The organism is Staphylococcus sp. 2S1, from assembly GCF_046721335.1.
GTDB classification, from domain to species: Bacteria; Bacillota; Bacilli; order Staphylococcales; family Staphylococcaceae; genus Staphylococcus; species Staphylococcus equorum_A.
This window is the reverse complement of sequence record NZ_JBEUUJ010000003.1, coordinates 1,457,965-1,471,951: the sequence shown is the minus strand read 5'-3', so window position 1 is coordinate 1,471,951 and position 13,987 is coordinate 1,457,965. Positions and strand designations below refer to the sequence as shown.

7 protein-coding genes and 3 pseudogenes are annotated in these 13,987 nt (G+C 35.8%); all 10 read right to left on the bottom strand.

Features of this window, described 5'->3' with window-relative positions; all coding sequences use genetic code 11:
- Position 1: 1 nt before the first annotated feature.
- Positions 2–406, bottom strand: coding sequence for a hypothetical protein (locus ABLV90_RS07755; RefSeq protein ID WP_119603682.1), 405 nt, complete (start codon positions 404–406; stop codon positions 2–4).
- A gap of 11 nt (positions 407–417) precedes the next feature.
- A complete protein-coding gene (locus ABLV90_RS07750; protein WP_182477202.1) occupies positions 418–1,926 on the bottom strand; it encodes a BppU family phage baseplate upper protein in 1,509 nt (502 codons plus the stop codon).
- 11 nt (positions 1,927–1,937) lie between these two features.
- Positions 1,938–4,569, bottom strand: a pseudogene (locus ABLV90_RS07745) (peptidase G2 autoproteolytic cleavage domain-containing protein).
- A 13-nt stretch (positions 4,570–4,582) separates the two neighbouring features.
- Positions 4,583–5,152, bottom strand: coding sequence for a hypothetical protein (locus ABLV90_RS07740; protein ID WP_107558692.1), 570 nt, complete (start codon positions 5,150–5,152; stop codon positions 4,583–4,585).
- Positions 5,145–6,732: pseudogene (locus tag ABLV90_RS07735) on the bottom strand (prophage endopeptidase tail family protein). Before ABLV90_RS07735 ends, ABLV90_RS07740 begins: the two are co-directional and overlap by 8 nt.
- A gap of 9 nt (positions 6,733–6,741) precedes the next feature.
- Positions 6,742–7,578: a phage tail domain-containing protein gene (locus ABLV90_RS07730; protein WP_107558694.1), complete on the bottom strand. Its 837-nt coding sequence runs from the start codon at positions 7,576–7,578 to the stop codon at positions 6,742–6,744.
- A 13-nt stretch (positions 7,579–7,591) separates the two neighbouring features.
- A complete protein-coding gene (locus ABLV90_RS07725; protein ID WP_460872441.1) occupies positions 7,592–8,143 on the bottom strand; it encodes a hypothetical protein in 552 nt (183 codons plus the stop codon).
- Positions 8,103–9,641, bottom strand: coding sequence for a peptidoglycan DD-metalloendopeptidase family protein (locus ABLV90_RS07720; protein WP_460872440.1), 1,539 nt, complete (start codon positions 9,639–9,641; stop codon positions 8,103–8,105). Before ABLV90_RS07720 ends, ABLV90_RS07725 begins: the two co-directional genes overlap by 41 nt.
- The gene (locus ABLV90_RS07715; protein WP_460872439.1) at positions 9,631–12,222 is read right to left on the bottom strand and encodes a hypothetical protein; all 2,592 of its coding nucleotides are present in this window, start codon (positions 12,220–12,222) and stop codon (positions 9,631–9,633) included. The genes ABLV90_RS07720 and ABLV90_RS07715 overlap by 11 nt, the downstream gene beginning before the upstream one ends.
- Positions 12,223–12,229: 7 nt before the next feature.
- Positions 12,230–13,371, bottom strand: a pseudogene (locus ABLV90_RS07710) (phage tail tape measure protein); the annotation flags it as partial.
- Between the last annotated feature and the right edge of the window lie 616 nt (positions 13,372–13,987).

Below are 13,987 nucleotides of genomic sequence, written 5' to 3'. Positions count from 1 at the left end.
ATTAATTACTCCCTTTCATTTCTGCGATTTCTAATAAGAGTTTCGCTTGTTGTTCTTCTAAATCATTGATTCGTTTATCTTTTTCTACTATTTCCAACATAGTATCTGCCAATTTATTTTGCGATTGTCTAAGTTGACTTGAACTTTCGGCAACTTGCATTTGTGTTTGAGCTAACAAATATTCATTAGTTGAAGGAATTCGAAGTTCTGGTTTAGGGTTGTTTTCTATCCATTCTTCCCGTGTAGACCCAACCCATTTATTGCCATTAAAATAAAATGGGCTATATATACCTTCTGGAGGTGGTGTTTCAGTCCATGCTTCTTCGGGATAGTCGTATTCTCCATCTTCATTTTCAAATGCAAGAAATGGTGTACCGTCGTAAAGGTATACTTGTTTAAAATTCATTTATATTCCTCCTATTCTTTCCAAGAATACTCCCCATAGATATATGCAGTTTCATTCCATGTTGATGAGTCTCCGTTTATATAAAACTTCACTTCACCACTAGGTCTAGCTGTTATATAACCACCTGAATAACTTGTTGATGTAGGAACTCTTATAGAAAATGAATGTGCATTTTTGAATAGATTGCTAGGTAATTGAGCAATCACTTGACTTTGTGTTAAATTCTTCCCATTAAACCTTATTGTTTTCTCTGTAACACTACCTCTTGTTTCAATTCGATATGCACAATCAAAACCATTATCATCCACGCCTTTAAATGCTGTATTTGTTGTTGCACCATTAATCAAATTAAAGGGAATCCAACCTGTATCAGAATGAGTTTGAGATACTTTTTGCCACTCAGACCATTCATTGTAGTAATGTCTAACTACGATTTTGTTTTGATAATAGGGTTGATATACATGTTTAATGGGCGCATCGCCCTTTCTTGCATATACAGTTAAAAATCCAGCAGAACTCACACCACTTGGTAAATGGGGTGTATTAGTTGTATAGAAAAAACCTGTTTCAATCATTTCATTAAGATTCTCTATATCAGATCCTAAATCCACTATTTTTATTGTCCCATCATTACTAGTTATTTTGTGTTTTTGCCAGGTTAATTTACTTATATTTTGGTCTAAGTCCTCAGTGGTAATAAGATCATTATCTTCAACTGCTTGGTTAAACTCCGACATTTTATTATCTATATGTTCTGTTGCTTCACTTGATGTGGTTTCTATGATTTCAACTGCTTTATTAACTTTTGTTTCTACACTAGCTTTTGTATCTTTAGATAGTTTTTTAATCGTATCTACGGCATTTGTTTGTGTTGAATCTATAGTTGCTTTTGCTTCTTTAATATAGGACTGTATATCTTGCTTTCCGTCACTAACAATTTGGTTAAGTGTTTCGATACCTTTTTGTACTACAGATTTCATTTCAGCTACATAATCTGCACCATTGGCTATAGCTTCTTCAATATCTAAAACCCGTTGTTTAATCCTTGTCTTAAGTTGGTCAAACATGCGAATATATTCTATTTTAGTAAACGCAGAAATTTTATTGATAAGCGCATCTTTAACTTCAAAATTAAACTCTCTAAACACGGCAACTTCATTGTATTCTGGTTTATTATCAACATTATTCACGCCAATATAAACTTGACCTTTCACTTTAGTAGATGTACTTGCGTGTAGAAAGTCTTTATCTAAAGTAATGGTCACTAATCCTTTGTTCGAATTTTCAACTTCTAATTCAATAACATCTGAAACACTACCATTACTAGATTCAAAGTAAGCATAAGCTGTAAGATTATTCTTATGGATTAATAAAGGACCTTTTGTGTTACTTAACTGAAATCTTAATATTGCTGTATTTTCATCTAAATTATAAAAACCAACCCCTAAATCAGAGATTGGTTTTAAATAAGGTTCAGATTTTAATTTAAATAATGCTTTTTTATCTATACCGTTCGTCACAATATCACTCCTTATTTTACTAATACGACAGCTACGCCGTAACCTTTTTCACTGTCATAAGGTGTTGTTACTTCTAAAACTCTATAGAAACCATTGTTGTTATCTTTGGTACCAATACCTTTGTTAGCTTTTATATAGTCGTTAGCAGATACTGTTGAGTCAATTCGCGTATAAACTTGCCCCATAAGCCCTACTACATTCCATTCAGGACGTTCAGAACGGGAATAATACTCGTTATCCGACTCTTTATAATCAGGGTTGGGAATTGGTACCTCTACTTCTTCTGTATAAGTTTCACCATCATCATCTATCCATTCTTTAGTAACCCATTCGGTTTGTGTTACACCGAATTCATCTTTTAAAAACTTCTCTTTATGATGAAACATTTGATCGCCTAGTATAACGCCGGCAGTACCAGATATAACGCCTAAAGGTATATCATTAGCGTTAGCTTTTCGGATATATCTTCCATCAAGTGTAACCATGTAACCATTGAGGATTTCTTGACCTGATTGAGATTCAAAATACTCGGCATAGTCACCGAAATCTTGCCCGGAAGTGATCTTACCTTTAGTATTGATATTGCCACTAATACTCCGCATTTCAATGCTTACGTTTTCAGTTGATGGTTTATCTGTGCCATAGCCCATTACCCATGAATAATTTTTATTTGTCTTAACGTTACGCGAGTTAAAAATAGTTTGTGTGTGATTGCTTTGGGAAGTTTCGGACTCTAGCGAATTAATGACTGCACTACGCGAACCATAGGCTTTAGAATTCATACCTACACCGACAAGCCAACTTCTATCACTATAAGCATATGAATTACCTGTAGAAGCAATAACTGCTGAACGTTGTGCAATTGCGCCCGCACCAGTAGACCCACCACTAAAGCCACCTTTGACTGCTGTTGGTACAACTTTATACGCTTTTTCTGTAATATATGCGGCATTCTTATAATTATCAGCATTAACGCCAACAATTTCAGCTGTATTGTTATATAGTTCTAAACCGTTTCCTGTACCTTGACCTTGCGGGTTAGCGTTAATAATACGTAAATCATATATGCCGCCACCGCCTGCAATACCTCTATTTGCAGAAGAATTCCAAATGTTAATATTGCTTAAGGTTATTTTCTTACCTCTATTTGCGCCGCCAAAGACTTTAACATCACACGAAGCATTCTTAAATCCAGTGACATTAATACCATTTAACATGACGTTTTCACTCAAAAATTGGACAGCTATAACAGGTTGGTTTGAAACATATCTCCCATCACCGATTGCTGAAAAGTTATTAACTTGTACATTTCTATATGCTGAAATAACTAACGCTCTTGGTGTTGTTTTTGGATAAACTTTATTATCATAAGGTTCTATAGCTGTACAATTGCTTAATAGTAAACTATGTGCTGTTTTAGATTTAGGGTCTCCTGCTCTGTGATGTCCAATGTGACGCAAGTTATAAGCGCGTGAATCGTGAATAGACATGTGATTACTAATTATTACGTTGTTAGGTGCTGAAGCTGTAGCGTGCGCTTTGACTTCAATACCCCCGTAATTCATTTCTGTTGTATTGTTGTCTAACATGACATGTTGTGAACCATCGTCAATTTCAATACCGTTATTATTTCCGCCACCTGTAGCATGATGACAATAATTGTTTGTGATAACTAAGTATCTTGAATGGTGTGTTGTAATGCCATCATCACCAAAACCACTTGCTTCACAGTTATCAATATGAATGTACCTACTTTCTAACTCTTCGTTAACTCTTACGCCATCACCTTCATAGAAATAATCGTCACTAGCATACGTAATATCAATACCATGTAGTAATGCATCTACTGATTTTATATTACTTGCAAATCCATGTTTAACACCTGAAAATCTAACATTAGAAGAACATGAGCCACCTGCAGCTTTGAACTTTTTATCTTGTCTCCACTTGTTACCATTAACTGTAAAATCTTTAATCCCAATGTTTTTTGCGTTCCCTGTCATATCTTCATTGGTAATTACGATATTTTCGGCTGGTGTTTCATCTGCAAATTTAATTGTCGTAATATCTTTGCCTTCACCTGATAGTACAGTGTTATTTGATAATCTGATGCCAGTTACTTTGTAAGTCCCGAGCAGTCATATGAACGTGAACGTTCCCGCCACTTACAGCCTCTTTAAAGGCTTGTGTTGAATCTTGTTCTCCTGTAGGGTCTGCCCCATAATCATTAACATTTACGATCCGTTCAATCTTTTTATTAAGGTAATTAAAGTTTTCTTCCATCTTGTTTTTTATGATTTCAAAATCATATTTTAAACGTTTGGATAATATAGGTTGGTTAGTACCATCTAAAGTCGTTCTACTGTCCTTAAGTTCTTCGATACCATCGCCATTATGACCAATAATCAAGCCTTCAATGCGTCCATCTTGGTTTTGTAATTCATCATGAACAGTTGAAAGCTTATAGTCTATTTGTTTCGCATTGTGCGCGTGTTTATCATTGGTTTGATGGTCTTTAATAATATCTATCACTTGTCCATAAAAATACTGAACATCTTTAAAATTTTCAACGACCATTTGTCTAAACTTTTGACCTAGATCAATCGGAAAATTAATTTTTAATTTCATTTTCTTTAATTTCATTTTTTCACCCTTTCTATTCTAACCATGTGAATTCTTGATACACCCAATTCGTTTTGTTTTGGTCATCTGGATGCACGAAAGCCATCACTTTACCATTCTTTAAACATTCAATTGTAATTGGGTGACGGTAACCATTTTGTCTTGCGATAAAGGATTGGTTATCTGTAATAAAACCAGTTGGTAACTGTGCAATCTGCATAGATGCCCCTGTTATTTCTGAAACATTCAGCCTGATTGAACGCACCACAAAATGTTTACCGATAAGTTCGTTACCCGCTCTTACTTCACGAATGGAACATTTAAACCCTGAACTAACAGCTTTGTTTTTCATGTCTGGCGGTACTTGATACTCAATCCAACCGGTATCTCCTATCACGTCCGATAATGTCTTATTAAGTAGTTTCAAAGCTTTATCTTGCTCTTGAATCAAATTTTTAAGTTCTGCTATCTTATGGTCGAGTTCTGTTAAATCAGTATCTATGCTATCTTTATCTATCCCTTGAACTCCGCTTATATGCGTTGCGGCATAATAAGGTTCGCCATTTTCATCTAATGGGTATTTAATTTCGGTTGGTTCATTCATCGATTAACACGCTCCCTATTGAATCTGAAGCTAATTGAGGCATAGAAAAAGACGAATCAACATTTGACCCGCCTATGCCTTGCTTATTAAATTTTCTAATAGCCTTGGTTGTTTGTTGCTTGCATTTTCAAAATATCCTTAGGTGAATTACTAAAATCGACTTCTACTGGTTCATCAAGTAGTGGATGTGACACAGTAATTTTCACGACTTTTAAATCTAAATTAAAACCTAATGGTTGATGAATAAAACGTATCTTATTATTTTCTTTAATATCATCGTTTGTAATGTATTGTTTGTCTTCTACACTGCCGAGATAGTTCGTAGAAACTTCAACCGTTGGTTGATCGTTAAGTTCTTCTTTAAGCCTTTCACGTAATTCATCTTTATTTGTGATATTATCATCAAATATGGTAGGTGCTTCTGCAATGTCGCCACCATCATAATTAGGTGATGTGTAATCGGCATACGTATGATAAGCGTCTTTACCTTTAAGTTTAGCTGTTAAATTTAATACAGTGGATTTCTCAGTACCGACATACATACATGGCTCAGATTTTTTGTAATCAATACCCTTTTTCGCACCTCTAAATATGGCTTTAAATGTGTGTTTGCCTGTCGCTAGATTTTGCGCAATTACAATTTTTTCACTTTTTGCGTTTTTACTATAACACTCATAAGTATCAACCTTTTCACCATCTAAATAAACATCAAGCATACCGCCTTTAAACATTTTCTTTAATGTCCATTCAAGCGTTTCATTACCATGTTTACACTCGAATGTTTTCGTATAACTTGCGCCTACTTTTTCTGTACGCCAAGTACCTTCTTTAATAAAGCTACCTGAGTAATTTAAGTCTTTAGGTTTAATAGGGTTATAATTTTGTGTTTCTTTTTTAGTCTTTTTCTTACCGTAGCCTTGAATATAATTAAATATATCCGTGGTCGTCGTTGTTACTGTGGCTTCACTTGAATTGTATAAGTAGATTAAAGGAATATCGGACATTTCATAAAAGGTTGCTTCATCATAAATATAATATTTTTTATTATCAGCAAAATAAATATAGTTAAATAAATCTGCACCTTCTGATACATGTTCAACACCATTTTTACCGCCTAAATCATCGACAGGTACACGTTTTTGAAATTGACCTCTAATTTCATACTCAAAACCCAATTTATTGTCTTTAAAACCAAAATCAAGATATTGTTCTAAAGTCATGGTCGGTGTACTATCGTCTTTATCTTCATCACTAGTTTCACTTTCGACATCCATATCTTTTTGAATATAGTGTTTTTGAAATTCCATAAAAATATGTTTAGCTACAACTTCATTCGTAAGTTTAAGGCCATCGTATTTTATAGATGTTGATTTAATGACGTATAATTGCCCTTGCCATTCTATAAAAGCTTCATTAACTAAATGATCAAATATATCTGCGTTATTAGACGTTTTATATAAAGTGAAACTAATCGAACGCTCATTGTTCTTTTCATATTCATATTTAAAAGAACCGAAATCAAAATCTGTGATTATCTCCGCAAACGTGCCTTTTTTATTTTTTAAAACTAATGCATCCAAGTTATTCACCTACTTAAATATAAACGGGAATATCCATTGGGTTGTTGTTTTACCAATATTCTCGCCTGTAATTTCAATATCATTAAAACCTTCTTTAAGTGTTAACCATTGTCGATTTGTATCAATGCCTACACGTTGATTATCAAGTATTGGGTGGACGCCTTTTAATATAAGTTGTTGGTTTTGTTTAATCCCTTTTTTATATTGAAATGTATTACCTGTTGTATGGTTAATAATTTTAAAGCCTTTAGGTGCATCAATATTAATCAATAACTTGAATTTATGACGTAACAACGGATTGATTATATCTGAAGAACCATTGTAAATTCGAAAGCTTGTGGTATCGTGTTTATATTTAATTTCATCATCTGCCAATAAATCGACACCGAATTGCCAATTGCCATTTGATAAACTGTACTCATCTGTTTCTTTGACCGTTTCGGCATAGCCATCTCGACAACTAAAAGTCATATCAAACTTAATGGCTGAGAAATCTAAATAATCAGGGTTTACATCTGGATTATTCACACGATATTTCAGTCCTGGATTGTCTGACGTAATAATGTAATAGGGTTGTCGTCTAAAAAATAGTTGTCTTAATTTTAATTCTGCTAAATTACGGTCATTTTCATCAATACCATCAAAACCGCAACTTACTTCTAAATTAAAAGGTGCGAACGTGGCTACTGTTGGTAGCTCGCCGTCCACACCTTGAAATGTGTTACTTTCATTATTTTCATTTGGATATGAAGCTTTAGCTTCTAAGAAAATAAAATTAGATAAGATATCGTTGATATCATAAGTGCCTTCTTGGGTTATGATTTTCATCCATCTACCGTCTATCATATAAACCTCCTATTTATGATAATCCTTGACTAAAGTTGTCTAAATTGGCTTTACTACCTAACAATTGACTAAAGATATTCATAACATCATTTTTACTCATGTTATTATTATTGCCACTTAACAACTTAATGATTGTTTGTTGCATACGATTGTTGGTGTCATTCAATTGAACAACTTGTTGTAGTAGTTTTTCCATCGTTGAATTATCGTTTTTCACTGTGACATTTGCGGAACCATTATCCATGCCAATCGCTGTCATTGCTTTTTCCATCAAGCCGACTGCACGATTACGTTTAGATTTATGAAGTGGAATGATAGCTTCTGCTCTATTACGCTCACTAATTTCAGCAAGTTTATGTGTTGTAGAGATACCACCATTTTCATATTTTCTTGGACCTGTTGGAGACCAACCACCGTTAGGGTTGAATTGTGTCCGCCAATTTTTATTATTAAAGAAGGCAAGCAATTGATCATAACCATTTTTTATATTGCCATGACCTTTAACAGCATAATTCTTAAATGTACTAGGTACATACTGTAATAGACCTTGTGCTTGGTGTACCATTAATATTATTAATGTCACCAATATTTCCTTGTGTGACTCCTGCATTTCCGCCTGACTCATTATGAATAAGAGAAATAATGTTATTTAAATCATTACCTCTTAACTTAACATTCATTTCACTAGCGGCCTTTTTAATATCACCTGACCATTTTTTAGCTGACTTGTTTTGACTGCCACTTTTAAGTGATTTTAACCAGCCCATAGGGTTAACAGCTGTTTCATTAGATGGGTAACCTTTCATACGCTGAATGTGTAAGTGAGGCGTTGTTGAGTTACCTGTACTACCTGATAAACCAATGACATCTCCAGCGCTTACTTTTTGTCCCTTTTTAGCAATGATTTTACTCATATGCATGTACCACTGATACCACTTGCCACCAGGCTCATCAAGTGTAATTTGATTACCACCGCCACCTGCAACTGCGCCTGCTTGCGATATCTTACCGTCAGTTAGCGCCTTAATCTTAGTACCCGTTGGCATACCAAAATCAACACCATAGTGTCGACCGCCATTGAACATTAAGCCGCCTGTATAGTTACCAAATGTTTGTAAGATATTATCCCACGGCAACCAACTAGCGTCACCGTCACCACCTTCAGCTTCTGTAAACCAGTCTTTCACTTTCTCTACTAATGATGATTTCAGTTTTTTATAGGCGGCTGTAACTAATTTAACGGTCGCGTTATCGCCGCCCCCGAAGTTGATGCCGATACTATCCATAACTTTATTCACTAATTTGCCCGGATGTTTAACATATTTCCAAACATCTCCAATTTTATCGCCAAGCCACGATGCACCGTCTTTAACTTTTTCTAAACCTTTACTCCCTAAGTCTTTAACAGTATCTTTGGCATCACTACCTGCTTTTTTGGCGCTATGGTAACCATCAGATATTTTATTACCCATATTTTTACCTGCTTTAGCTACACCATCAATAATATCGTCCCAAGGGCTACCTTTAGAGAAACGAGGTATTTTAGTTCCTGTGCCCGTTGATAACCTTTTAGGTATTATGCCTTGTTCTTGGAGTTTGTGCGTATGTCTAGCGTTAATAACGCCGTCGCCTTTACCTAAGCCAACAATCGTATTTTTGCCTTGTGGCGCATCAATTGAGCCATCTTTACGTTGAATGAGCTCTTGTGTGCGTCCACCTGGTCCATTACCTGGCCCTTTATCATTGACCATCGCAACCGTTGGTTGTCTTAAACCACCATTTGAATCCGTAGAGAGCGTTGAACCATCATAAGTACCAGTAGCTAAACGGGGGATTTCATCAATAAGTTTATCTTTGCCCGTAATCGCTTTAGATATTTTGTTAACGCCACCAATCATGCCATTTAAACCGCCAATAGCTTTGTTGGCAACTTTTTTACCTAAATCTCCTGCAGCTTTACCCATATCGGCGCCGACATCTTTAATCCATTGTAGTGTATCCCCTAACCATTTTTTGAAACCTTTATAAACAGATTTGGCTTTTTTCCAGCCTTCACCGAGCAATATTACCGAAACTTGTTTTAGCTTTGCCCCACATGTTACTTACATTAGTTTTAACAGAACTATAAGCTTGACCAAAATATTTACTCGTACCTTTCCACGTAGATTTAGATTTATCCCAAGCTGTACTAGCGGTATCGGTAAATTTACCTTTCGCTTGATTATAAACCCCTGTGACCTTGGTTTTAGCTTTCTCATAAGTTTCACCAAACCATTTTTTCGTGCCATCATATGCTGATTTGGATTTATCCCATACTTTACCTGCAACGTCTGTAAATTTATCTCGCGTTTTAGTATAAACGCCTGTCACTTTATCTTTCGCTGTATTGTAAGTATCACCAAACCATTTAGATGTATTTTTCCAAATACCACGTGTTTTAGTCGTCGCTGTTTCTTTAGCTTCTTCGAGTTTGTCACGGGTCGATGTCTTCACATTTTCCCAGGTATCAGATACGCCTTTAGTCACTTTGCCCCAAATATTACCTGCTGTGTCCCAAGCAGAATTCCAACCATTTTTGAATGATTGTTGAATATTTTGACCTTTTTCACTAAACCAACCTTTGGTATTTTCCCAACTTTCACCGAGTTTATTAGTAATCGATGACCAGAGATTGCCTCCAGTTTCAAGCGCATTATTCCAACCTGATTTAATGTTTGACCAAATATGACCGCCTTTTTGAGAGAACCACGTTTTAGTGTCCTCCCACTTTTCACCGAGCCAACCTGTCAATGATGACCAAAGATTGCCACCTGTTTCTAGTCCGTTATTCCAACCGATTTTGATATTTGACCAGATACTGTGACCTTTTTGTGAAAACCATGTTTTCGTATCTTCCCATTTTTCACCAAGCCAGCCAGTTAAAGACTTCCATAAATCACCACCATTTTCTAATGCGGTGTTCCGACCATCTTGAAGTGCACCCCAAAATTCTTGACCTTGTTCAGAGAACCAGCCTGTGAGTGAGTCAAAACCACCTTTGATATCTTCCCCAGCTTCAGAAATATTTTCTTGCCAAGAAGAAACGGCACTACCAATACTTTCACCTGCAGCTTTAAATGGTGTAGCTATCCACTCACCAATATTACCTAAGCTATCATTAATAAGCTGTTTCCAATCCGTTTCAGTAAAAAAGCTTGAAATAGAACTACCTACATCACTCATATTTTCTTTGAATTTATTATAGTTTTTGCCCATTTCCGAAAACGCATCTGATATGTCACCAGTAAATTTATTCCATTGTTTTTCTGAATTAGAATAAACCTTGCCTGTAGTCATATCCATATCATCTGTTATATCTTTATTGTTCTTTTTAACAGACTTGCGTATCTCTTCCGTTTTTCCCTCAGCAGTTTCTATAGCTTCATCATAAGCATCTTTAATTTCTCCGATACGCTTATCATGTTCTTTTTGATCAATTTCGCCATAAGCAAGTAAATCATCAGCTTGAATGACATCTTTATCACGTTGTTTTTTAGCCTCTTTTTTTGCTTTTTTCTCAGCTTTAACAGAATCTTTAATAGCGTCACTTGCTTCTTGCGTATCAATAGCACCAGTATTCGCATTCATTCTTGATAATATCGCTTGTTGTTCTTTTTGACCTTTAACTAAAGCTTCCGTCGTAATATTATTACGTTCATCTAATTTAGCTTTTAAATCTTTTTCTTCATGCGCTGTAAGTTTACCATCATTAAACTGTTTTAATTCTAATTCTTCGATTTCTTGGTTAAGCTCTTCAAGTCGTCTAACTTTTTCATCAGATGCTTCTTGATTCTTTTGAATCATATCTTGTTTTTCTTGATCCGAAAATGCTTCACTATTTTCAAGCATATCTTTCAATTCATCAGTCATTTTTTGGTTATGCTTTTTCGTTTGTTTTAAGGCTTCTTCTCCGCCTTTACGTACGGAGGTTTCAAGTTGTTCACGCATATCATCTGTGATTTTACCGTGATTTAATTTAATATCTGATAAAATACGTGTCGTTTCTTCTGAATACTTCACATATTTATCTAACGCTTTTTCAGTTTCTTTAGAAACACCTTTACCTAAAACTTTAGTTGTGTCGGTCGCTTTATCTGAGGCTTTACCAACTTTATCCATGAATTTTTTAAAGCCATCGCCGCCTTGTTTTAATAAATCGTCATCGTCTAAGTCTTTATAGCCTTGTTTCATTTCATCAAAGAAGGTTTCTTTGATTTTACTTCCTGTTTTCGAAAACCAACCACCAAGATTTTTAAGTTGTTCAATAGCACCGCCACCAAATGTTTTAACGACATCAAGTAAACCATCAATGCCTTTTCTAAACCAATCCACATTATTATAAGCTTTAGTAAAGGCACCACCTAATAACGTAACACCTGTAATAATCCAGCCAATTGGGCCACCTAAAATTTTAATAGCATTACCTAAAATTTTACTCGCTTGGCCTAATAAACTAACTTTTCCAACTGCTTTACCTGTCGATTTGCCCAAACGTCCAAATAAACCTGCAGAACCTTTAGCACTCTTACCTGACGCAGTAATTGCGCCTGCATTCGCTTTAGTTGCCCCAGCATTAATCGCAGCTTCTGCTGTATTTTCAGCCATACGTCGGTTAAGTTGTGCATAGCCTCCAGTCTGCTGCTTGAACAGCTCTTAACAATAGGCCAATACCTAAAGTTACAGGACCAATTGCGGCAGCTACGCCTGCAATAGCGACACCTGCTACTTTTGCGCCTTTAGGTAAATCATTTAAAAAATCCACCGTTGATTTCAAACCGCCAACCATACCCGATAGAGCAGGTTGTATGGTTTCGAATATAGATAAACCAAGTTCTTCTGTCGCGGAACGTAATTCTCTTAAACTACCGCCTAAACCTTTTTCCATCGTATCTGCCATATCTTTAGCAGAACCTTTACTACCATCGATAGATTTAGATAGTTTGTCATAGTCCTTTTGAGAAGCATTGATAACAGCCAATGCACCACTCATTGATTCTTTACCGAATATCGTAGCTGCTGTCTGCTGCTTGTTGGTCTTTAGATAAACCACTAAACTTATCACGTAATTGATCTAAAACATCACGCATTGGTAACATCTCGCCATTACTATCTGTAATAGATATACCAAGTTCATCCATTTTATCTTTCATTGCTTTTGTCGGTTTAGAGAGGTTAGTAAACATCGTACGTAACGCTGTACCAGCTTTTTCACCTTTAATACCGGCGTTACTCATAAGCCCAATAGCCATAGATGTATCTTCGATACTATAACCTAATGCACCTGCTACGGGAGCCGCATATTTAAATCCGTCACCCATCATTTGAACATTTGTATTCGCATTCGCACTAGTCTGCTGCTAATACATCTGCAAAATGACCACTATCTTTAGCTTCTAGTCCAAACGCGGTTAAACCATCGGTAACAATATCAGAAACAGTGCCTAATTCTTCACCTGATGCGGCTGCTAAATCCATAATACCTGGTAAACCACTCATCATATCTTGTGATTTCCAACCAGCCATAGCCATGTAGTTCATAGCTTCTGCGCTATCACTTGCACTGAATTTAGTTGTCGCGCCCATCTCACGGGCTTTCGCTTTCAACGCGTCTAAATCTTTACCCGTAGCGCCTGAGATAGCTTGTACTTTACGCATGCCATCATCAAATTCAACGCCAAGTTTACCTGCGTAGCCCATAGCGCCAGCAATCGGTGTTGTTACATACATAGACATATTACGTCCCACTGAACGCATGTTTTGGGACATTTTGCCATACTTCTCTGACATTTTATCTAAATGGTCTGCTTGTTTTGTATATGAGCTATTAGCGACCATCTGTTGTTTATTCATTTGCTTTAGCTCTTGTTCAGCTTTATTAATACTTTTTTGTAAGCCGTTCATCGATGCTTTTTCATTATTAACTGCTTTTTCAGCTTTGGCTAAGTCTTTCGGATAGTCTTTGATTGTTTTAGAAAGTTTATTATATTCTTTTTCTGCAGTTTTTACTGCGTCATTAGACTGTTTGTAAGAATCTTTAACCTTTTTATTCTCTTCTGTAATGCCTTTGTTAGATTGCGTTAACTTCTTAACATTTGCGGTTTCTTCTTTATGACTCGCTATTAATTTTTGATGGGCTTCTCGTTGTTGTTTCGTCGCATTAGACGCTTGCTTAATTTGTTCCGTAGAAGCTTTGCCTGATTCTTTCAAACGTTTTTCAGCAGAACGTAACTCATCTAATTTGGTTTTAGCTTTAGCCTTTTCAGCACTTAATAAAGATTGCTTCGTTTTAGCGTTATCTAATTCCTTATTAGATTTTTTCATTTCTTGATTAGATTTACGCATCGCATTATCTTGTTTCTTGTGTGCTTCG